The 21,888-nt window shown below is 70.3% G+C and carries 20 protein-coding genes; 4 read left to right on the top strand and 16 right to left on the bottom strand.

Annotated elements, in window-relative coordinates:
- Positions 1 to 2: 2 nt before the first annotated feature.
- Positions 3 to 836 carry an AAA family ATPase gene (locus tag IM25_RS18045; protein ID WP_065996221.1) on the top strand — a complete coding sequence of 278 codons (834 nt, stop codon included), beginning with the start codon at positions 3 to 5 and terminating at the stop codon, positions 834 to 836.
- A 462-nt stretch (positions 837 to 1,298) separates the two neighbouring features.
- On the opposite strand, the gene IM25_RS18040 is transcribed toward IM25_RS18045, so the two are convergent.
- The gene (locus IM25_RS18040) at positions 1,299 to 2,045 is read right to left on the bottom strand and encodes an SDR family NAD(P)-dependent oxidoreductase (protein ID WP_033098357.1); all 747 of its coding nucleotides are present in this window, start codon (positions 2,043 to 2,045) and stop codon (positions 1,299 to 1,301) included.
- A 147-nt stretch (positions 2,046 to 2,192) separates the two neighbouring features.
- The gene (locus IM25_RS18035) at positions 2,193 to 3,323 is read right to left on the bottom strand and encodes a M24 family metallopeptidase (RefSeq protein ID WP_065996220.1); all 1,131 of its coding nucleotides are present in this window, start codon (positions 3,321 to 3,323) and stop codon (positions 2,193 to 2,195) included.
- Between the two features lie 35 nt (positions 3,324 to 3,358).
- Here IM25_RS18035 and IM25_RS18030 point away from each other — a divergent pair, with 35 nt between their 5' ends.
- Positions 3,359 to 4,336: a 5'-3' exonuclease gene (locus tag IM25_RS18030; RefSeq protein WP_065996219.1), complete on the top strand. Its 978-nt coding sequence runs from the start codon at positions 3,359 to 3,361 to the stop codon at positions 4,334 to 4,336.
- Positions 4,337 to 4,346: 10 nt separating this feature from the next.
- Here IM25_RS18030 and IM25_RS27005 read toward each other — a convergent pair whose 3' ends face one another.
- From IM25_RS27005 to pafA, 7 genes are all read right to left on the bottom strand, one after another.
- The gene (locus tag IM25_RS27005) at positions 4,347 to 5,228 is read right to left on the bottom strand and encodes a DUF4333 domain-containing protein (protein ID WP_033098392.1); all 882 of its coding nucleotides are present in this window, start codon (positions 5,226 to 5,228) and stop codon (positions 4,347 to 4,349) included.
- Positions 5,229 to 5,332: 104 nt separating this feature from the next.
- A complete protein-coding gene (locus IM25_RS18020; RefSeq protein WP_033098354.1) occupies positions 5,333 to 8,089 on the bottom strand; it encodes a DEAD/DEAH box helicase in 2,757 nt (918 codons plus the stop codon).
- Positions 8,086 to 9,048: a twin-arginine translocase subunit TatC gene (tatC, locus tag IM25_RS18015; protein WP_033098353.1), complete on the bottom strand. Its 963-nt coding sequence runs from the start codon at positions 9,046 to 9,048 to the stop codon at positions 8,086 to 8,088. Before tatC ends, IM25_RS18020 begins: the two co-directional genes overlap by 4 nt.
- Before the next feature lie 104 nt (positions 9,049 to 9,152).
- Positions 9,153 to 9,407, bottom strand: a complete 255-nt coding sequence (gene tatA / locus IM25_RS18010; RefSeq protein ID WP_033098352.1) for a Sec-independent protein translocase subunit TatA — start codon at positions 9,405 to 9,407, stop codon at positions 9,153 to 9,155.
- 127 nt (positions 9,408 to 9,534) lie between these two features.
- A complete protein-coding gene (locus IM25_RS18005) occupies positions 9,535 to 10,545 on the bottom strand; it encodes a helix-turn-helix transcriptional regulator (protein WP_033098351.1) in 1,011 nt (336 codons plus the stop codon).
- Complete coding sequence (locus IM25_RS18000) at positions 10,542 to 11,537, bottom strand: helix-turn-helix transcriptional regulator (RefSeq protein WP_006552178.1); 996 nt, start codon at positions 11,535 to 11,537, stop codon at positions 10,542 to 10,544. The genes IM25_RS18005 and IM25_RS18000 overlap by 4 nt, the downstream gene beginning before the upstream one ends.
- A gap of 88 nt (positions 11,538 to 11,625) precedes the next feature.
- Complete coding sequence (gene pafA, locus IM25_RS17995; RefSeq protein WP_157126964.1) at positions 11,626 to 12,984, bottom strand: Pup--protein ligase; 1,359 nt, start codon at positions 12,982 to 12,984, stop codon at positions 11,626 to 11,628.
- 31 nt (positions 12,985 to 13,015) lie between these two features.
- Here pafA and IM25_RS17990 point away from each other — a divergent pair, with 31 nt between their 5' ends.
- Positions 13,016 to 14,617, top strand: coding sequence for a bifunctional phosphatase PAP2/diacylglycerol kinase family protein (locus IM25_RS17990; protein ID WP_052040143.1), 1,602 nt, complete (start codon positions 13,016 to 13,018; stop codon positions 14,615 to 14,617).
- Here the strand turns inward: IM25_RS17990 and prcA are convergent.
- From prcA to arc, 6 genes are all read right to left on the bottom strand, one after another.
- The gene (gene prcA / locus IM25_RS17985) at positions 14,515 to 15,327 is read right to left on the bottom strand and encodes a proteasome subunit alpha (protein ID WP_033098350.1); all 813 of its coding nucleotides are present in this window, start codon (positions 15,325 to 15,327) and stop codon (positions 14,515 to 14,517) included. The two genes, IM25_RS17990 and prcA, sit on opposite strands and share 103 nt — an antisense overlap.
- Positions 15,324 to 16,178: a proteasome subunit beta gene (prcB, locus tag IM25_RS17980; protein ID WP_006552174.1), complete on the bottom strand. Its 855-nt coding sequence runs from the start codon at positions 16,176 to 16,178 to the stop codon at positions 15,324 to 15,326. Before prcB ends, prcA begins: the two co-directional genes overlap by 4 nt.
- On the bottom strand, positions 16,175 to 16,366 hold the full coding sequence (locus IM25_RS17975; protein WP_006552173.1) for a ubiquitin-like protein Pup: 192 nt from the start codon (positions 16,364 to 16,366) through the stop codon (positions 16,175 to 16,177). The genes prcB and IM25_RS17975 overlap by 4 nt, the downstream gene beginning before the upstream one ends.
- Before the next feature lie 166 nt (positions 16,367 to 16,532).
- On the bottom strand, positions 16,533 to 18,026 hold the full coding sequence (gene dop / locus IM25_RS17970; RefSeq protein WP_006552172.1) for a depupylase/deamidase Dop: 1,494 nt from the start codon (positions 18,024 to 18,026) through the stop codon (positions 16,533 to 16,535).
- Positions 18,027 to 18,081: 55 nt separating this feature from the next.
- A complete protein-coding gene (locus IM25_RS17965) occupies positions 18,082 to 18,468 on the bottom strand; it encodes a nitroreductase family deazaflavin-dependent oxidoreductase (RefSeq protein WP_033098349.1) in 387 nt (128 codons plus the stop codon).
- A gap of 91 nt (positions 18,469 to 18,559) precedes the next feature.
- Positions 18,560 to 20,329, bottom strand: coding sequence for a proteasome ATPase (gene arc, locus IM25_RS17960; protein WP_065996215.1), 1,770 nt, complete (start codon positions 20,327 to 20,329; stop codon positions 18,560 to 18,562).
- Positions 20,330 to 20,516: 187 nt separating this feature from the next.
- On the opposite strand from arc, the gene IM25_RS17955 reads away from it, so the two are divergent.
- The gene (locus tag IM25_RS17955; RefSeq protein ID WP_033098348.1) at positions 20,517 to 20,996 is read left to right on the top strand and encodes a hypothetical protein; all 480 of its coding nucleotides are present in this window, start codon (positions 20,517 to 20,519) and stop codon (positions 20,994 to 20,996) included.
- A 21-nt stretch (positions 20,997 to 21,017) separates the two neighbouring features.
- Here IM25_RS17955 and IM25_RS17950 read toward each other — a convergent pair whose 3' ends face one another.
- The gene (locus IM25_RS17950) at positions 21,018 to 21,869 is read right to left on the bottom strand and encodes a tRNA (adenine-N1)-methyltransferase (protein WP_033098347.1); all 852 of its coding nucleotides are present in this window, start codon (positions 21,867 to 21,869) and stop codon (positions 21,018 to 21,020) included.
- Between the last annotated feature and the right edge of the window lie 19 nt (positions 21,870 to 21,888).

The raw sequence follows: 21,888 nt of genomic DNA, 5'->3' as shown, positions 1-21,888 counted from the left end.
CGGTGAGTCCCACCGACAGCGGCCGGTTCATCGTCACCAAAGAACACCGCCGTTTCACCGAATTCGCCGACGCGGTCCGCCGCGATCGCACCATCGGACTGTGCTTCGGCCCCGCCGGGGTCGGCAAAACCCTCTCCGCCCGCCGCTACGCCCACTGGGACACCGTCGAACCTCTCCTCGACGACTGGGGACCCCGCGACAACGACGCCGAACAACCCATCAACGCCGCCCTCGCCCGGGCCCGCACCATCGTCTACACCCCCTACGTCGGGGTCACCCCCCGCCGGCTACGCGAGGATCTGCACCAACTGCTCACCCGCGCCGAGATCTGCATCGACACCCACCTGAACCCACCGCCGCGGCCGCTGACTCATCCCCGGCCCCGCAGCCGACGAGCGAGCCGGGTCGAGTTGTGCATCGTCGACGAAGCCGAACGATTGAGCACCAGCGCCCTCGAACACCTACGTGATCACTACGACCGCGGGGAGCACGGACTGATTTTCATCGGCATGCCCGGCATCGAAAAACGCTTCGTGCGCTACCCGCAGCTCTACAGCCGCGTCGGGTTCGCCCACCACTACCGGCCGTTGTCCCACGACGAACTGATCTTCGTGCTGACCCACCATTGGCGCAGTCTCGCCGAGGGCCTGGACCCTGCCGACTTCACCGACCACCAGGCCATTGCTGCCGTCGCCCGTCTGACCGGCGGCAATTTCCGGCTCATCCAGCGCCTGTTCCGTCAGGTCGATCGCATCCTCGAGATCAACGATCTGACCGTCATCACCGCTGACGTCATCGACACCGCCGCCGAAACCCTCGTCATCGGCACCACCTGAGATCACCCCGTACCTGCCATACTCCACGGAAGATCCCCGGTCATACAGGCCCGAAGGTCACATCGCCCGATTCGGCGGCGGACGTTTCATATACGTTCGTTTTCGGAACAAGATCAATTTTGCGGACCGATCCTCAAACAGCACACCCCGACACGGTCCGACACTCGATCGCGTCCTGCGGAAGACGGCCGTCCGACCGTCCTGCTTAACCGTCCTGCATGTCGGTCTCGAATAGCTGACCCAAACAGCACTTTCGTCGCCTCATGGATGGAATCCTGATCGGCTATTCCCGATGCAGCACCGTGGGCCAAGATCTGCAACCGCACCACGGAGCCCTCAAAGGCCGGAGTCCGCGACGACCGGATCTATACGGACAAGGGCGCTCTATACGGACAAGGGCTACGCGGGAGACAAGCGACATCGGCCCGGTCTGTGCGAAGCGCTCGCCGTCTGCCGCAGTCGTCAGCGCGGCAAACGCCGCCACATCGCCCGCGGCAGCAGGCGCATCCCGAAGAACACCGGGCGCAGCACCGCCGGCACCCACACCTCCCCGCGCCCGCGGTGCAGCGCCTGCACCGTCGCGCCGGCGACCTGCGGTGGGGTGCTCGACAACGGTGCAGGGCTCATGCCCTCCGTCATCCGGCCGATCACGAAACCGGGGCGCACCAGCAGCAACGACACCCCGCTGCCGTGCAAGGCATCCGCCAGGCCGGACGCGAAACCGTCGAGGCCGGCCTTCGCCGACCCGTACACATAGTTGGCGCGGCGCACCCGCCACCCGGCCACGGAGGAGAACACCACCAGCCGCCCCGAGCCCTGCGCGCGCAGCCGCTGGGCCAGGTCGGTGAGCAGCGCGACCTGCGCGAGATAGTCGGTGTGCACGATCGACACCGCATGGGCCGCATCGGTTTCCGCGTGGGCCTGGTCGCCGAGGATGCCGAAGGCCAGCACCGCCACATCGATCGGCCCGAAGTCGGCGATCCGGTCGAGCACCGCGGTGTGTGCGTCGAGGGCGTCGGCGTCGAACTCGACCGGGTGCACCGCCGTCGCGCCTGCTACCCGCACGGCGGCGCACTCGTCGGCGAGGTCGTCGGCGCGACGGGCGGCGAGGATCACGGTGCGGCCCGGCGCGAGTCGGGTGGCGACCTCGACGCCGATCTCGCTGCGTCCCCCGAAGATGACGACGGTTCCCTGCGCGGTGTGGTTCATGCGGCCAGTGTCCCGGGTCGAGCTCCGGGATGCAGTGGCGGGGGTCTACTCTCTGCGGGATGGACAGTGACCGCACCCCGAGCATCGACGTCTCCCTCGCCGACAAGCTGCTCGCCCTGCTCGACGAGCGGTGAACCCGGCCGGGTGTCAGCCCGGCAGCACCGTCAATCCGTGCGGGCGCAGGTTCATCGACTCGCAGCCGTCCTCGGTGACGACGACGATGTCCTCGATCCGCGCACCCCACTCACCGCGGAAGTAGATGCCCGGTTCGATGCTGAACGCCATGCCGGGCTGCAGGATGTCGTCGTTGCCGGAGACGATGTACGGCTCCTCGTGCACCGACAGGCCGATTCCGTGCCCGGTGCGGTGCACGAACGCCTCCCCGTAGCCGGCGGCGGCAAGCAGGTTGCGGGCGGCGGCGTCGACGTCCTCGGCGCGCACGCCGGGCCGCACCGCATCCACTGCGGTCTGTTGTGCCTTCTCGAGCACCGCAATCTTCGTCGCGATCTCCGGGTCCGGTTCGCCGATGCTGTAGGTGCGGGTCGAATCCGAGTAGTAGCCAGGTTCGACGGGACCACCGATGTCGACGACGACGATGTCGCCGGATTCGATGACCCGCTCGGACACCTCGTGGTGCGGGTCGGCGCCGTGCGGGCCGGAACCGACGATGACGAACGCCGCCGCGGTGTGTCCCTCTTCGAGGATCGCGGCGGTGATGTCCGCGGCCACCTCGGCTTCGGTGCGTCCCGCGCGCAACCATTCACCCATGCGGGCGTGCACCCGGTCGATGGCGGCACCAGCGCGGCGCAACGCCTCGACCTCGTCGGTGTCCTTGACCATCCGCAGCTGCCGGATCACCGACGTCGCAAGCGCCGGGGCGTTGCCGAACCGGGCGGTCAGCGGCACCAGGTGCAGCGCCGGCATCGCCTCGGCCACCGCGAACGCCCCCGCCGTCGCGACGAGTTCGCGCACGAGCGCGTAAGGATCCTGACCGTCCACCCAGTCCCGCACCGGCAGACCGAGCTCACCGATCGCGGAGTCGTTCAGCGACGCCAACTCCAGCCGCGGCACCACCGCGGTGGCGCCGGAGCCGTCGGTGGGGATCACCAGGCAGGTCAGGCGCTCGAACGACTCGGCGCGCGAACCGGTGAGATACCGCAGGTCCGGTCCGGGGGTGATGAGCAGCGCGTCGAAGCCGGCGACGGCACCGAGTTCGGCGGCGCGGGCCAGGCGGGCCGCGGAACGGTCGGCGGGGAATCGGGGGGCGGCAGTGGTCATGTCTTCGAGCCTAGTGGCCGCGGCCGGATGGCAGGATGTGGTCCGTGACCGCACCGGAGAACCCCACGCCCGCACCGGACCCCACGCTGATGTTGCTCGACGGCGCGAGCCTGTGGTTCCGCGCCTTCCACGCCATCCCGGAGAAGGTCACCGCCCCCGACGGCAGCCCGGTCAACGCGGTGCGCGGCTTCGTGGACATGGTGGCCTCGCTGATCCGCACCCACCGCCCCACCCGGCTGGTGGTGTGCCTGGATCTGGACTGGCGGCCGGCCTTCCGTGTCGCGGCGATCCCCAGTTACAAGGCGCACCGGGTCGCCACCGGGTCGGACGGCACCGTCGAGGAGGTCCCACCCGCGCTGCTGCCGCAGGTGCCGGTGATCCTCGACGTGCTCGCCGCCGCCGGCATCGCCACCGGCGGGGCGGCCGGTTTCGAGGCCGACGACGTGCTCGGTACCCTCGCCGCCCGCGAGACCATAGACCGGGTGATCGTGGTCAGCGGCGACCGCGACCTGCTGCAGGTCGTCGCCGACAGTCCGGTGCCGGTGCGAGTGCTCTACGCCGGGCGCGGATTGGCCAAGGCCGAGTTGTTCGATCCGGCGTTGGTCGCCGAACGCTACGGGGTGCCCGGCGAGCGGGCCGGCGCCGCCTACGCCGAACTCGCGGTGCTGCGCGGCGACCCGTCGGACGGACTCCCCGGCGTCAAGGGGGTCGGGGAAAAGACCGCCGCGTCGTTGCTGCAGCAGTACGGCTCCCTCGACGCGGTGCGCGCGGCCGCGGTCGACAAGTCGTCGTCGATGGCGAAGGGCATGCGGGTCAAACTCGCCGCTGCGGCGGACTATCTGGATGCGGCGCTGCCGGTGGTGCGGGTCGCCACCGACGCGGACGTGGACCTGTCCCGCTCGGACGTGTTGCCGGAGGCACCGGCCGCTCCGGAGCAGCTCACCGCGCTGGCGCAGCGGTGGGGTCTGGAACGGCCGGTGTCCGCGCTGGTCGCGGCCCTGGCCGACCGATGACCGCTTCCGGTCAGTTGGGGCGGCCGACCTCGTAGGTGCCGTTGTCGTCGGTGACGGTGACGGTCACCTCCCGGAACTGGCCGTCCACGGTGACCGCGCAGGTGAAGCTGTGGCCGGCCTCGACCTTCTGATCGCTCGGGCACTGCACGTCGCCGACCTGCCCGGCCCCGTAGGACTCGGTGAGCACCTTCGCGATGCCCGCCTGGGTGGATTCGGTGTCGAGGACTTTCCCGCCGAACATCGTCGTGGCGAGGATCCCGACGATGGCGAGCACCACGACGAGCCCGGCGCCGCCGAGGATCCACGGCAGCTTCGACTTGCCGTTCTGCTGAGGCGCGCCGCCGGGCTGCTGCCAGGTGTTCGCGGGCGCTCCCCAGGGCTGCGCCCCGGCGGGCTGCTGCCCACCCCACCCGGGGACGGGCTGCGTCGGTTGCTGGCCGGGCGCGCCCCACGGCTGCTGTGCGCCCGGTTGCTGACCCCAGCCCGGTGCCTGTCCTGGTGCCTGCTGACCGGGTGCCGGCTGCCCCCAGCCGGGGGCGGGCGGCTGTGGGGCCGGACCCCAGCCCTGTTGCGGCGCACCGGTCGGCGCACCCCACGGATTCTGATGCCCCGCACCGGGCTGCGCGGGAGTCTGCTGCCCGGCGGGCGGCGCCCACCCGGGCTGCGGAGCGTTCCCGCCCGCACCGGTGTCGGGTTGCCACGGCGACTGCCCGGCGGTCGACTGTCCCCAGCCGGTGCCGCTGCCCTGCCCCCACTGCTGCTGGCCGGCGGGCGACGCCCACGGTGATCCGGGCTGCTCACCGCCCCCGGAGGTCGGGTTGGGTGCCCATGGATCCGTCGATTCCGGCGGCTTCTGCCCCGGCGAGTCCTGCGGTTCGTTCGGCCCGGTCATCGTCGTCTCCACTCACCCTTCCCGTTGTGTGCCCATACGGTAGCGTCCCCCCGCCGCGGGCATCCACGCCTACCGGGCGTCCCGGACACCCCGCAGGGGCCGGGTCATTCGGCGGTGGGATCGACGGCGACGACCCCGCGACGCACCGCCCCGACCGCCTTGCCGGCGGTGCGGGCGAGTTCCGGATCGTCCGCGCAGGTGCGGATCTGGTCGAGCAGATCGATCAGCTGCCGGCACCACCGCACGAAATCTCCGGGTGAAAGTTCCTTGCCGGCGGCCTCCGCGGCGACGAGCGCCTCGGTCAGCGACGCGGTGGACGCCCAGGTGTAGGCGGCGGTGACGAAACCCAGATCCGGTTCGCGGGTCGGGGGCAGCCGGTGCCGGATCTCGTCGGCCCGCAAGCCGTCGCAGATCCGGGTGGTTTCGGCCAGCGCGTGCCGGATCGGGCCGGTCGGCCCGACGACGGTGACCGGTTCGTCGGTGCGCGACTCGTAGATCACCGCCGAGGCGACCGCCGCGAGTTCGGCGGCGGACAGTCCCGCCCAGGCACGGCGACGCACGCATTCGGCGACCAGCAGATCCGATTCGGTGTAGATGCGGGCGAGCCGCTCCCCCGCCTCGGTGGTCGCCGGATCGTCACCCTCGGTGAGATAGCCGCGTTCGGTGAGCAGCGCGACGATCCGCTCGAAGGTGCGCGCCAGCGAATCCGTCGCCGCGGCGGCCTTGCGGCGCTGCTGCTGGGTTTCGCGCAGCAACCGGTGGTAGCGCTCCCCGGCACGCGCCAGCGAGTCCAGATCGGGGTGCTTGCGAGCCGGATGGTGCTTGAGTTCGCGGCGCAACGCGTCGATCTCGCGGGTGTCGCCCTTGGACGTGCTGCGCTTGGGACGGCGCGGCGGCACGAGGCCCTTCGACCGCAACGCCGACGCGATGTCGCGGCGCCCACGGCCGGTGCGGTGATCGACGTGCCGCGGCAGCCGCAGCGTGCCCAGCACCGTCGCCGGGGTCGGGAAGTCCCCGGCGGAGAGGCGACCGGACCACGCGTCGGCGGTGACGACCTGCGGCCGCGGATCGCCGGCGTCGGTGTCCGGCAGCACCACCACGGCCAGGCCGGTGTGTTTACCGGCGGGCACGGCGATGATGTCACCGCGCCGCAGTGTCACCAGCGACGCCACCGCCGCGGCCCGGCGATCCTGCTTGCCGCGCCGCTCGTGGGCGCGTTCGGCGTCGGTCAGTTCGGCGCGCAACCGCAGATAGTCGAGGATCTCGCTGCCCTCACCGCCGAGTTGGTCGCGCAGCTGTGCGAGGGTGGCCTCGTTGCGGTCGATGCCGCGTTTGAGACCGACCACCGACTTGTCGGCCTGGAACTGGGCGAAGGACATCTCCAGCAGCGCCCGCGACCGCTCCACCCCGACGGCGTCGATGAGGTTGACCGCCATGTTGTAGGACGGGCGGAACGAGCTGCGCAGCGGGAAGGTGCGGGTGGAGGCGAGCCCGGCGACCGCCGCCGGTTCGATGCCCGGCTGCCACAGCACCACCGCGTGGCCCTCGACGTCGATGCCGCGCCGCCCGGCCCGGCCGGTCAGCTGCGTGTACTCGCCGGGGGTCAGCTCGGCGTGGGTGTCGCCGTTGAACTTGACGAGCTTTTCGAGCACCACGGTGCGGGCCGGCATGTTGATGCCCAGCGCGAGGGTCTCGGTGGCGAACACCGCCCGCACCAGCCCCCGCACGAAGAGCTCTTCGACGGTGTGCCGGAAAGCCGGCAACATCCCGGCGTGGTGGGCGGCGATGCCGCGTTCGAGGGCGGTGCGCCACGACGCGTAGCCGAGGACCTCGAGGTCGCCGCGCGGCAGATCCCGGGTGTGCTCGTCGACGATCCGGCGGATCTCGGCGGCTTCGGTCTCGTCGGTCAGGTGCAGACCCGAGCGCAGGCACTGCTGCACCGCGGCGTCGCAACCGGCGCGGCTGAACACGAAGGTAATCGCCGGCAACAGACCGTCGCGGTCGAGACGGACGATGACCTCCGGGCGCGGCGGCGGCCGGAAGCGGGGGCCGCGTTCACCCCAGCGGTCCATCCCGGACAGACTCTGCCGTTGCCGCACCGCCGACGCCAGCTCCGGGTTGACGACGATGTCGCGGCGCCGCCGGGTCGGGGCGGTGTCGGTGTCGGCGCGGCGGTCGAACAGGTCGTAGATGCGGGAGCCGAGCATCATGTGCTGGTGCAGCGGGATGGGCCGCACCTCGTCGACGACGACGGTGGTGTCGCCGCGCACCGTGGTCATCCAGTCGCCGAACTCCTCGGCGTTCGACACGGTCGCCGACAGCGACGCCAGCCGCACGTCCTCCGGCAGGTGCAGGATCACCTCTTCCCACACGGCGCCGCGGAACCGGTCGGCGAGGAAGTGCACCTCGTCCATCACCACGTGGGTGAGCCCGATCAGGGCGGTGGACGACGCGTAGATCATGTTGCGCAGCACCTCGGTGGTCATCACCACCACCGGCGCATCGGAGTTGATGGACTGGTCGCCGGTGAGCAGACCCACCGAGTCCCGGCCGTGCCGGGCACACAGATCGGCGTACTTCTGGTTGCTCAGCGCCTTGATCGGGGTGGTGTAGAAGCACTTGGAACCGCCCTGCAGCGCCAGATACACCGCGAACTCGCCGACGACGGTCTTGCCGGCGCCGGTGGGGGCGCACACCAGCACCGAATGCCCACCCTCGAGGGCGCGGCACGCCTCGATCTGGAACGGATCGAGCGGGAATCCGAGGCCGGTGGCGAACTCCGCGAGCTGCGGGGTGGGGACGAGCGGCGCGGTGCCGGTCTCGTCGTTACCGGCAGGGCCGGGAGTGGGGTCGCCGGTCACAGGGTGTCGGAGTAGTCGGTGCGGGCCGGATCGGTCCGTACGGTGTCGGTGGGCGCCGTCGGCGCTGCCGGCTCCACCGGGCTCGGGGCCGGGATCGTCGAACCCTCGTCGTCGTCGAGATCGGCCCAGCCCTCGGCGCGGGCCTTGCGGGCGCGGCGCCGGTCGGTCAGCCGGGCGATCTGGATGGCGAACTCCACGAGCAGCGTGAGCGCCAACGCCAGGGCGAGCATGGAGAACGGATCCTGGCCGGGGGTGGCGATGGCGGCGAAGACGAACACCGCCATGATCAGCCCGCGCCGCCACGCCTTGAGCTTGGCGTAGGGCAGCACCCCGACGCCGTTGAGCGCGACGATCACCAGCGGGATCTCGAAGGACACCCCGAAGATCACCAGCAGGTTGATGAGGAACCCGAAGTATTCGGCGCCCGACAGGGCGGTGACCTGCACGTCGTTGCCGACGGACAGCAGGAACGACAACGCGTGGGAGATCACCAGATAGGCCAGTACCGCGCCGGTGACGAACAGCGCCGCCCCGCAGGTGACGAAGCCGATCGCGTAGCGGCGTTCCTTGCGGTACAGGCCGGGGGTGACGAACGCCCACAGTTGGTACAGCCAGATCGGGCACGCCATGACGATGCCGGCGGTCGCGGCGACCTTCAGGCGCAGCATGAACTGCTCGAACGGTCCGGTGGCGAGCAGTCGGCACGCCCCGTCGTTGCTCAGGTCGGCGCGGGCCGAGGCGGGCAGATCGCAGTAGGGGCCGCGCAGGATCTCCCCGAGGCTGTCGAGGCCGAACAGGCTGCGGCTGTACCAGACGAATCCGAGGATGGTGGTGAGCACGATCGCAGCGAGAGCGATCAGCAGACGCGTGCGCAATTCGTACAGGTGCTCGACCAGCGACATGGTGCCGTCGGGATTGGTCTTGCGCCGGCTTCGGCGCGGATCGAACGGGATGCGCACGGTGCGGTTCTCAGCTCCTGTCGAGACCACCGGCGTGCGGGCGTGCCGGGGTCAGCGGAACGCCGGGACACCCGTGGTGGGCGCCCCGGCAGGATGAACGTCGGTCAGGCAGACCGCGGTTCGGTGTGCGTGTTCGGCGCGGCGGGATCGGCTGTCGGCTGCGCGGCCGGCAACGGATTCGGCGCCGGCTGCGGCGTGGACGCCCGGGCGTCGTCGTTCTGCATCTCCTTGACCTCGCTCTTGAAGATCCGGAGCGAACGACCGAGACCGCGCGCGGCGTCGGGCAGCTTCTTCGAACCGAAGAGAATCACGACCACCAGCGCCACGATGGCCCAGTGCCAGGGGCTCATTGCACCCATTTACAACAACCTCCACTGATCGGCTCCGATCGATGCTACCGGACCTCGAGCACAGCCCGAGCCTTCGCGCCGGTGTATCCACCCACAATTCGCGGAGGGTTCACACAGATGTTTCACAACGTGACCGTCACGGTGTCGGACCCGCGCCGCGGGCCGGGTTCTCCCCGTCGAGCTCGGCGTAGGCGGCCAGCGCCGCCTCGGCCCGCGCCCGCACCGCGGCCCGCAACTCCGGTGGGTCGAGCACCTGCACCCCGGCGCCGAGACCGACGAGCAGCCGCGCCATCCACCCCGGCGACGCGTACCGCATCGACGCCTCGCACCTGCCGTCGGAAAGCACCTGCACGTCGGTGAGCGGGTAGTAGTCGAGCAGCCAGGTATACGACGGGGCGATGCGCAACCGCGCGGCGGGCAGCGACGGGTCGCCCTCGAACAGTTCGAGGTGCTCGTCGTCGGTGATCGCCCGGTGCGGCGGTCGCGTCGGCTCGTCGAGCACGGTGGCGGCGTCGATGCGGTCGAAGCGGAACAGCCGCACTCCTTCGGCGCTGCGGCACCACGCCTGCAGGTAGGCGTGTTCGTCGATGATGACGATGCGGATCGGGTCGACGTCGCGTTCGGAGACGGTGTCGCGGGAAGCCGAATAGTAGGTCAGGTGCACGGCGCGCCCGTCGCGCACCGCGGCCCGCACCTGTCCGGCGGCGTCGGAGTCCCCGGCTGCCTCCGGATCAGGCTCGGCAGTCGCCGCGGTGGCGGTGTCGGTGGTGGCGGTCCCGGCGGCCGCCTCGATCTTCGCGATCGCCGACTGCGCCGCGGACGGGTCGACGACGCCGGGCATCTCCTGCAGCGACCGCAGCGCCACGAGCAGCGCGGTGGCCTCGGTGGAGGTCAACCGCAGGGGTCGTTCGATGCCGGCGGTGAAGGTCACCACGATGCTGTCCTCGGAGAACGACAGGTCGATCAGATCACCGGGTCCGTAGCCGGGCAGGCCGCACACCCACAGCTGGTTCAGATCGTCCATCACCTGCTTGGGCGTGACCCCGAGATCGCGGGCGGCCTCGGCCGCGCTGATCCCCGGGTGCGCCAGGAAGTAGGGCACGAGATTGAGCAGTCGTCCCAGTCGCGCCGACAGTCGTGTGCTCATCGCTCCTCCTCCCCCGCATCCGTGACCGCCTGTTCGAGGATGCGGTGCACCTCGGCCCGTAACTCCGGTGGGTCGAGCACCAACGCGTCCGCGCCCTGCCCGGCGACGATCCGGGCGATCCATTCCCACGAGCGCACCGGCACCTCGAGTTCCACCCCGTCGCGGTCTCCGATCCGCCGTGCCGCGCCGGTCCGTCCGAGCCGGCGTAGCTCCCACGCGCGTCCATCGGCCACCCACAGGCGTGCCGATCCGCTGACCTCCGCCGGGGAGGTCGCGGCGAGCACCCGCCCCCGCAGATCCACGCCCTCCGGGATCTGCACCGCCCCCTCTGGGCCGATCGCGGTGATCTCGTCGCCGATGCGCGAGAGCCGGAAGGTGCGCACGGCGTCGCGGTCGCGGTCGTGGCCGACGAGATACCAGCGGCCGTGCACGGTGACCACACCCCACGGTTCGACGGTGCGCGTCGACCACGGCTCGGTGGGGGAACTGCGGTGGGTGAACCGCACCGCGCGGCGCGCGTCGATCGCGGCGAGCAACGCCGTCAACGCGGGTTCGGAACCGCGGGCGCGCGGCGGCAGCGGCGCGACGACCTCCCCGCCGTCGGAGTCGACACGGATCCCGGCGGCGCGCAGCTTGAGCACCGCACCCTGCGCCGCGGCGGTCAGCTCCGGCGATTCCCACAGCGCGGCGGCGACGGCCACGGCGGCGGTCTCCTCGCGGGTGAGGTCGATCTCGGGCAGTTCGTAGGCGTCGCGGTTGATGCGGTAGCCCTCCACCGTCGACGACCGCGACGGCCGGCCCGTCTCGAGGGGCACCCCGAGATCGCGCAGTTCGTTCTTGTCCCGCTCGAACATGCGGCTGAACGCCTCGTCGCTCGCGCATTCGGAGTAGCCGGCCACCGAGGCACGGATCTTCTCCGCGGTCACGAACTGTCGGGTGGACAGCAGCGCGATGACCAGGTTCACCAGCCGTTCGACTTTCGAGATCGCCACGCGCCAACCCTAGTGCCCGCGCGCCGCCGGCACCGCATCACCGTCCATCGGAGCGGACCGGACGGGCCGCTCCGATGGACGGCGGTACTCACATGGAGGCGATGAGCCGTTCGACGCGTTCGTCCACGGACCGGAACGGGTCCTTGCACAACACGGTGCGCTGCGCCTGGTCGTTGAGCTTCAGATGCACCCAGTCGACGGTGAAATCGCGGCCCGCGGCCTGCGCGGCGGCGATGAAATCACCGCGCAGCTTCGCGCGGGTGGTCTGCGGCGGGGGGTTCACCGCGGCGTCGACGGACTCGTCGTCGGTCACCCGCGCCGCCAGTCCCTTGCGTTGCAGCAGGTCGAACACACCGCGTCCGCGTTTGATGTCGTGATAGGCCAGGTCGAGCTGGGCGATCTTCGGGTCGGACAGCTCCATGTTGTAGCGGTCCTGGTAGCGCTGGAACAGCTTGCGCTTGATCACCCAGTCGATCTCGGTGTCGACCTTCGCGAAGTCCTGCGATTCGACGGCGTCGAGGACGCGGCCCCACAGGTCCACCACCTGCGCGACGTGCGGGTCGGGTTCGCGCTGGTGCAGATATTCCACCGCCCGCGCGTGGTATTCGCGCTGGATGTCCAGGGCGCTGGCCTGCCGGCCGCCGGCCAGGCGCACCGGGCGCCGGCCCGTCAGGTCGTGGGAGACCTCGCGGATGGCGCGGATCGGGTTGTCGAGCGCGAAGTCCCGGAACGGCACCCCGGCCTCGATCATCTCGAGCACCAGCGCCGCCGACCCCACCTTGAGCATGGTGGTGGTCTCGGACATGTTCGAGTCCCCGACGATCACGTGCAGGCGCCGGTACTTCTCGGCGTCGGCGTGCGGCTCGTCGCGGGTGTTGATGATCGGCCGCGACCGGGTGGTCGCCGACGAGACACCCTCCCAGATGTGCTCGGCGCGTTGCGACAGGCAGAAGGTAGCGGCCTTGGGGGTCTGCAGCACCTTCCCGGCGCCGCAGATCAGCTGGCGGGTCACCAGGAAGGGCAGCAGCACATCGGAGATGCGGGAGAACTCGCCGACGCGGGCGACGAGATAGTTCTCGTGGCAGCCGTAGGAGTTGCCCGCCGAGTCGGTGTTGTTCTTGAACAGGAAGATGTCGCCGCCGATGCCTTCCTCGGCGAGACGCTGCTCGGCGTCGATGAGCAGTTCCTCGAGGACCCGCTCACCGGCATGGTCGTGCTCGACGAGCTGGAGCAGGTCGTCGCACTCGGCGGTGGCGTACTCGGGGTGCGAGCCGACATCGAGATACAGTCGCGCCCCGTTCCGCAGGAAGACGTTCGAACTACGCCCCCAGGACACCACCCGGCGGAACAGATAGCGGGCCACCTCGTCGGGGCTCAACCGACGATGCCCGTGGAAGGTACACGTGACGCCGAACTCCGTCTCGATACCCATGATTCGTCGCTGCACACCTCGACAGTACCGCGCGAACCCGACCCCCATGGGTCGCAACGACATCTACGGTCGAGGTGTGTTCATCCGCGAGCGTTACCGCACCGCCGACCGGGCCCTGTTCGAGCGCTCCGGGGCGCTGCGCGCGTCCCCCGCCGACCCGCTGCTGCGCGACCTCGGACGCGCCGCCAACCACAGTGTGCTGTGGGTGGCGTGCGCCGCGGTGTGCGCCACCGCCGGCGGTCACGCCCGCCGCGGGGCGGTGCGGGGTCTGCTGTCGGTGGCCGGGGCCAGCGCCTTGACCAACGGGCTGCTCAAACCGCTGTTGCCGCGCCGCCGGCCCCCGGCGCGCACCGACCCGAAGTTTCGGCGCCGCACGGTGCCGATCCCCCGCTCGTCGTCGTTCCCGTCCGGGCACGCCGCGTCGGCGGCGGCGTTCGCGACCGGGGTGGTGCTCGAATCCCCTGCGGCTGGGGCGGTTCTGGCGCCGCTGGCCGCGGCGGTGGCCTATTCGCGGGTGCACACCGGCGTGCACTGGCCCGGCGACGTCGTCGTCGGCGCCGCGGTCGGGGCGACGGTGGCGTGGTCGACGCGCCGCTGGTGGGCGGTGCGCAGCCGCGAACCGGCGACCGTGCAGGTCGCGGCGGCCGCGCCCGCCCTGCCCGGCGGCGACGGAATGCTGCTGGTGGTCAACCGCGATGCCGGGACCGCCGAGGAGATCGCCGCGCGGGTCACCGCCGCGCTGCCGAGGGTGCGTCGCGTCGATCTGGATCCCGACGGTGATCCGGCGGAGCAGTCGGAACGTCTGCTGACCGAATATCGGCCGCAGGCGGTGGGGGTGTGCGGCGGGGACGGCACCGTCGCGGCGGTGCTCGACGTCGCCGTCGACGCGCGGCTGCCGGTGGCGGTGTTCCCCGGCGGCACCCTCAACCATTTCGCGCTCGATCTCGGCGTGGTGGATCTGGAGGAGACGGTGCGGGCGGTCACCGCCGGGCAGGCGGTGGCCGTCGGGCTCGGGCAGGTGACGGTGACCGGGCCGGACGGGCGCACGGTGCGGCGGTTCGTCAACACCGCCAGCCTCGGTGGCTATCCGGATGCGGTGCGGTTGCGGCAGCACTGGGAACCGCGGATCGGCAAGTGGCCGGCGGCGGGGTTGGCGATGCTCGCGGTGCTGCGCACGGCGAGCCCGATGCCGGTCCGCATCGACGGGGCGGGGCGGGCGGTGTGGTTGCTGTTCGTCGGCAACGGCCGCTACACCCCGGCAGATCAGGTGCCGATGTCCCGGGCGCATCTGGATCCGGGCACCCTCGACGTGCGGTATCTGCCGGCCGAGAGCCGGTTCTCGCGGTTGCGGCTGCTCCTCGCTGCGGCGACCGGCACCCTCGGCGCGTCACCGATGTATCGGCAGCGGCACAGCCCGGGCCTGACGGTGGAGGTCATCGGGGATCCGGTGGCGTTGGCCACCGACGGGGAGGTCCTCGCCGACGGCACCGGTTTCGACTTCGAGGTGGTGCCGTCGGCGTTGACGGTCTATCGGCTCGCGGTGGATCAGCCCGCGTCGGGACCGGACTCGGTCTCCGAACCGGTCGCGGTGTCGGACCCGGAAGCGGTGTCGGACCCCGACTCGGGCGCCTCCGACGGCGCCGCCTGAGCAGAACTGCTGGGCAGCAGCGCGTCGAGCGCCGCCCCCGAGATGCGCCGGAAGGCACGGCGCGGCCGCTGCTTCTCGAGCACCGCGACCTCGAGTTCCCCGCGGCCGAGCACCCGCGGCGCCGCGTCGGCGGTGGCGGGCTGCTGCAGCGCGGTCACCGCCACGGCGACCGCCTCGTCGAGCGGCAGACCCGGCTTGTACGACGAGCGCAGCGCGGTGATGATCGGTTCGGTGTTGCCGCCCATCACCACGAACTGCGGTTCGTCGACGATCGAGCCGTCGTAGGTGATGCGGTACAGCTGCGGGCCGTCGTCGGTGTCGGCGCGCCCGACCTCGGCGACGCAGATCTCCACCTCGTACGGCTTGGGCTGCTCGGTGAAGATGGTGCCGAGGGTCTGCGCGTAGGCGTTCGCCAGTGCCCGCCCGGTCACGTCCCGCCGGTCGTAGGAGTAGCCGCGCATGTCGGCGTGCATGATCCCGGCGCGCCGCAGATTCTCGAACTCGTTGTACTTGCCGACGGCCGCGAAACCGACCCGGTCGTACAGTTCGCTGATCTTGTGCAGCGCCTTCGACGGATTCTCCGCCACCAGCAGCACACCGCCGGCGTAGGTCAACGCGATCACCGACCGGCCGCGGGCGATGCCCTTACGGGCCAGCTCCGAGCGATCGCGCATGATCTGCTCGGCGGACGCATAGTACGGAAGTGTCACCGGGCATCTCCTGCGGTGCGGTCGGCCACGATGGTGCGGGCCAGCTCGGACAGGGTTTCCTCCGCGACGGCCACGGCCCCGGCCGCGGTGATCACCACCGCCGTCGGGTAGATCCCGCGGGTGGTGTCGGGACCACCGGTGGCGGTGTCGTCGTCGGCCGCGTCGTACAGCGCCTCGACGGCGCTGCGCAGCGCGCTCTGCTCGTCGGCATCGGCGCGGTAGAGCTTCTTGAGCGACGAGCGGGCGAACAACGATCCGGAGCCGACCGCGTGGTAGCCGGCGCGTTCCTCGTAGCGGCCCCCGACCACGTCGTAGGACACGATCCGCCCGGCGCGGTGCGCATCGGACGCGTCGAGGTCGAAACCGACCAGCAACGGCACCACGGCCAAGCCCTGCATGGCCGCACCGAGATTGCCGCGCACCATCGACGAGAGCCGATTGGCCTTGCCGTCGAAGGTCAGCGGCACACCTTCGATCTTCTCGTAGTGCTCGAGTTCGACCGCGAACAGTCGCACGAGCTCGATCGCCAGACCCGCGGTGCCGGCGATGCCGGCCGCCGAATAGTTGTCGGTGATGAACACCTTGTCGACATCGCGGGAGGCGATCAGGTTACCCATGGTCGCGCGCCGGTCGCCGGCGATGAGCACACCCCCGTCGAAGGTCAGCGCCACGATGGTGGTGCCGTGCGGGGCGAGGTCCACGTGGTCACCTCGTTCGAATCGGAACCGGTTCTCCGGCAGCATCTCCGGGGCGTGCATCCGCAGGTGGTCGGAGAACGACGACAAGGGCGACGCGAGGTGCAGCTTCGGCTGCACCTCGCGGTAGGGAAGAGAGGATCGTTCGGCTGTCACTGGCCACCTTTCTGCACATATGCCCGCACGAAGTCCTCTGCGTTCTCCTCGAGCACGTCGTCGATCTCGTCGAGAAGATCGTCGGTGTCCGAGGCGAGCTTCTCGCGACGCTCCTGACCGGCACCGCCGTCACCGACGACCTCGTCGTCGTCTCCGCCGCCACCGCGTGTGGTCTGCTCCTGTGCCATAGCCGCCGACCTCCTCCTGTACTCGGCGCGGAACCGTCACCGGTCGACGATCGGTGTGGTCACCGCTGCTTCGAACTCCTACCCTACCCAGCGAACCGGTCCACCGGTGGCGACACGCGTACTCGCGGCCTGTGATCCGGCCACCGCCCTCCGCCGGGAGGGGTGGTCAGTGAGTGAGCTGATCGACCAGTTCCGCCGCCGACTGCGCAGTCTCGAGCAGCTCCCCGACATGCGCGCGGCTGCCACGCAGCGGCTCGAGCGTCGGGATGCGCACCAGCGATTCGCGACCGAGATCGAAGATCACCGAATCCCAGCTCGCCGCCGCGATATCGGCACCGAAACGGCGCAGGCACTCACCGCGGAAGTAGGCGCGGGTGTCCGAAGGCGGGGTGTGCACCGCATCGAGGACCTGCTGCTCGGACACCAGCCGCTGCATCGACCCGCGGGCCACGAGGCGGTTGTACAGGCCCTTGTCCAGGCGCACATCCGAGTACTGCAGGTCGACCATGTGCAGGCGCGGCGCCGACCAGGACAGTCCCTCGCGGTTGCGGAAGCCCTCGAGCAGCCGCAGCTTCGCGGGCCAGTCCAGCAGGTCGGCGCATTCCATCGGGTCGCGTTCGAGCAGATCGAGCACCATCGCCCACTTGTCGAGGATGTCGAGGATCCGCTTGTCCTCGGTGCCGTCGTGGAACTTCGCGACCCGCTCGTGGTAGATCCGCTGCAGCGCCAGACCTGTCAGCTCCCGGCCGTCGGCGAGCGCGACGGTCTTGCGCAGCGACGGGTCGTGGCTGATGTGGTGCACCGCGGTGACCGGGCGGGCGAGCTGCAGATCCGACAGGTCGATGCCGGCCTCGATCAGGTCGAGCACCAGCGCGGTGGTGCCGACCTTGAGGTAGGTGGACATCTCCGCCAGATTCGCATCGCCGATGATCACGTGCAGGCGCCGGTACTTGTCGGCGTCGGCGTGCGGCTCGTCGCGGGTGTTGATGATGCCGCGCTTGAGGGTGGTCTCGAGACCGACCTCGACCTCGATGTAGTCGGCGCGCTGCGAGAGCTGGAAACCGGGCTCGTCACCGGACTGGCCGATCCCGACCCGGCCGGAGCCGGTGATGACCTGCCGGGAGACGAAGAACGGGGTCAGGCCCGCGACCACCGCGGAGAACGGGGTCTCCCGGTCCATCAGGTAGTTCTCGTGGGTGCCGTAGGAGGCGCCCTTGCCGTCGACATTGTTCTTGTACAGCTGCAGTCGCGGCGCGCCGGGCACACTCGACGCGTGCCGGGCGGCGGCCTCCATCACCCGTTCCCCGGCCTTGTCCCAGATCACCGCGTCGAGGGGGTCGGCGACCTCCGGGGCGGAGTATTCGGGGTGGGCGTGGTCGACGTACAGGCGCGCCCCGTTGGTGAGGATCATGTTCGCGGCACCGACCTCGTCGGCGTCGATGACCGGGGCCGGGCCGTTGAACCGCCCCAGATCGAAGCCCCGCGCGTCGCGCAGGGGCGATTCGACCTCGTAGTCCCAGCGGGTGCGGCGGGCGCGCGGCACCCCTTCGGCGGCCGCGTAGGCCAGCACCGCCTGCGTGGAGGTCAGGATCGGGTTCGCCGATGGCTCGTTGGGTGAGGAGATCCCGTACTCGACCTCGATACCGATGATCCGCTGCATGCCCTCGAGCCTAGGCGATCCGGACGCTCACGGTCGTGACCAGCCCCGCCACCGGTCAGCGGTGCGGCTGCGGGGTGCAGTCCAGATAGCCGTGCGGCCCGATCGCCTGCAGCGCCACCCGCACCGGCAGCGGCGCCCAGCTCGCCTGCGGATCGGTCCCGAGTCGCGGGTCGCGCACCGGGATCGCCCTGCCCCGGGTGTGCACCACCGCCTCGCCGGCGGCGCACACGTTGCGCACCCAATCGGTGTCGGCGCCGTAGGTCAACGCGATCCGCAGATCGTCACCGACGGTGAACAGCAGCACCGGGGTGCGGAACACCCGGCCCGAGCGGCGCCCGCGATGCTCGACCACCGCGGTGCCCGGCAGCAGCTGCGCGAACGGGGTGGTGACCCGGTTGGTGACGATCTTGTCGAACCGGGCCAGGGTGGGCGGCAACGGCACGGTCGGTCTCCCCCTGGATAGGCCGCGACGGCCGGACCTTCCGGAGGAGGGAAGGCCCGGCCGTCGCGGATCGATTGTCGCGGGTCGATTCCTACAGGTACTGGCCGGTGTTCGACTCGGTGTCGATCGCGCGGCTCGCGCTGGCGTTCTTGCCGGTGACCAGGGTGCGGATGTACACGATCCGCTCGCCCTTCTTCCCCGAGATCCGGGCCCAGTCGTCCGGATTCGTGGTGTTGGGCAGGTCCTCGTTCTCGGCGAACTCGTCGACGATCGAATCGAGCAGGTGCTGCACCCGCAGACCGGGCGCCCCGGTCTCGAGCACCGACTTGATCGCATACTTCTTCGCCCGGTCGACGATGTTCTGGATCATCGCGCCGGAGTTGAAGTCCTTGAAGTACAGGACCTCCTTGTCGCCGTTGGCGTAGGTGACCTCGAGGAAACGGTTGTCCTCGGACTCGGCGTACATCCGCTCGACGACCCGCTCGATCATCGCCCGCACGCACGCGACCCGATCGCCGCCGAACTCGGCGAGATCGTCGGCGTGCACCGGCAGGCTCTCGGTCAGGTACTTCGAGAAGATGTCCTGCGCGGCCTCCGCGTCCGGACGCTCGATCTTGATCTTCACGTCGAGGCGGCCGGGCCGCAGGATCGCCGGGTCGATCATGTCCTCACGGTTCGACGCGCCGATGACGATGACGTTCTCGAGCCCTTCGACACCGTCGATCTCGGCGAGCAGCTGCGGCACCACCGTGGTCTCCACATCGGAGGACACACCGGAACCGCGGGTGCGGAAGATCGAATCCATCTCGTCGAAGAACACGATCACCGGGGTGCCCTCGGACGCCTTCTCCCTGGCCCGCTGGAAGATCAACCGGATGTGCCGTTCGGTCTCACCGACGAACTTGTTCAGCAGCTCCGGGCCCTTGATGTTCAGGAAGAACGACTTCGCTTCCTTCGAATCGTCCCCGCGGGCCTCGGCGATCTTCTTCGCCAGCGAGTTCGCGACCGCCTTCGCGATCAGGGTCTTACCGCAACCGGGCGGGCCGTACAGCAACACACCCTTCGGCGGGCGCAGCGAGTACTCGCGGAACAGGTCCTTGTGCAGGAAGGGCAGCTCCACCGCGTCGCGAATCTGCTCGATCTGCCGGCCCAGACCGCCGATGTCGCTGTAGCCGACGTCCGGGACCTCCTCGAGCACGAGATCCTCGACCTCGGCCTTGGGGATCCGTTCGAAGGCGTAGCCGGCCTTGCTGTCGACCAGCAACGAATCACCGGGGCGCAGCGTGAACGAGTTCTCGTCGTCGACGAGCAGATCGGTCTTGTCGTCGGCGGCGGCCGCGGCGAGCGGGGCGGCCAGCCACACGATGCGTTCCTCGTCGGCGTGCCCGACCACCAGCGCGCGGGTGCCGTCGTCGAGCACCTCCCGCAGGGTGGTGATCTCGCCGACGCGTTCGAAACCACCGACCTCCACGACGGTCAACGCCTCGTTCAGCCGCACCGTCTGACCGGGCCGGAAGGTGTCGAGTTCGAGATTCGGGGACACCGCGACCCGCATCTTGCGGCCCGAGGTGAACACGTCGACGGTCTGATCGTCGAACGTCTCGAGCAGCCCCCCGTAGCCGCTCGGCGGCTGGGCCAGCCGGTCGACCTCCTCGCGCAGCGTGATCAGCTGCTGGCGCGCATCCTTGAGGGTCTCGAGCAGTTTGCCGTTGCGGACCGTGAGGGACTCGAGCCGGGCTTCGAGGTCGCGTACCTGATCGGACGGTTCGCCGAGCCGACGACGCAAGGTCGCCACCTCTGCGCGCAACTCTTCGATTTCGCGTGCCGCCGCAACCGCATCCGGCTTCTCTGACGAGCTCATAGCGACTCCCTCCACTGTCGGTCATTCCACGCTACCGGGACATCGCCCCACATGGGGGAGGACACGAAACAGTCGTGTTCCGAACATGTGTCGCGCGTGGGGCGCGCCATGGCGCCGCACCTCCGGCACGCTGTTAGGCTCCCCTAAATATCGTGCGTCGACCGTTTCTCTCGAAAGGTACTCCTCCGTGACCCCACGTCCAGTTCGCACACTCTGCGCCGCCACCGCGATCGCCGCCCTCACCGCCCTGACCGGCTGCAGCTCCGACGACGCCGGCGACGACACCGCTGCCACGACCAGCGCAACGACGACCACCAGCACCACCGTGACCGCCGCGGTCACCGTCGAGCAACTGCAGGAACAGATCGACGTGTTCTTCGACCCGGCCGCCACCACCGAGGACCGTGCCGCGGTCGTGGAGAACGGCACCGCGCGCACCGCCGTGCTCGATCAGTTCACCGGTGTGCTCGCCGGTTACCCGCTCACCGGCACCGTCGGCGAGATCACCACGGTCGACGCCGACACCGTCACCGCGACCACCGAGGTCGCCGGCCCGCACGGCGGCGCCCCGATGCCGCTGACCTTCGAGCAGATCGACGGCACCTGGGTCATCGCCGACGAGAGCGCCTGCTCGATCCTGGCCGCGGGCACGCTCAGCTGCGAATAACCCCTGTGGGTCGGCGTCGGCTCAGCCCTTGCTGGGCCGGCGCTGCGGCTTCGGGGTCTCCACCCCGTCCTGCAGGCGCCGGGCACTGACCAGGAACGCCGTGTGCCCCTGCATCCGATGCTCCGGCCGCACCGCCAGCCCCACCACGTGCCAGCCGCGCACCATCGACTCCCACGAACGCGGCTCGGTCCAGCAGGTCTGCTCCCGCATCGCCTCGACCACCCGCGACAGCTGCGTCGTCGTCGCCACATAGACGATGAGCACCCCGCCGGGCACCAGCGCCTTCTTCACCGTCTCGAGCACATCCCAGGGGGCGAGCATGTCCAGCACCACCCGGTCGACGCGGCCGTACTTCTCGACGTCGTAGTCCGCCAGGTCCCCGAGCACCGTCGCCCAGTTCGCCGGGCGCTGCCCGAAGAAGGTGTCGACATTGCGCTCGGCGTATTCGAGATGGTCCTCGCGCACCTCGTAGGAGATCACCCGGCCGCTCTCGCCGACGGCGCGCAGCAGCGAACACGTCAGCGCGCCGGAACCGGCGCCGGCCTCGAGCACCGTCGCGCCGGGAAAGATGTCGCCCTCCTGCACGATCTGCGCGGCGTCCTTCGGGTAGATCACCTGCGCACCGCGCGGCATCGACATCACATAGTCGACGAGCAGCGGACGCAACGCCAGATAGGGGGTGCCGTTGGTGGAGGTGACCACCACACCCTCGTCGGTGCCGATCAGATCGTCGTGCAGGATCCCGCCGCGATGGGTGTGGAACTCCTTGCCCGGTTCGAGCACCACGGTGTACTTGCGGCCCTTGGCGTCGGTCAACTGCACCCGGTCCCCCACCTGGAAGGGTCCGCTGCGCCCGAGTCCGCCTACCGCCATCGCCGTGTCCACCTTCGTT

The sequence above is a fragment of the Rhodococcus sp. p52 genome (assembly GCF_000763325.2).
GTDB lineage: Bacteria > Actinomycetota > Actinomycetes > Mycobacteriales > Mycobacteriaceae > Rhodococcus > Rhodococcus pyridinivorans.
The sequence above is the reverse complement of the archived record's forward strand: the minus strand, read 5'-3'. Positions and strand labels throughout refer to the sequence as shown.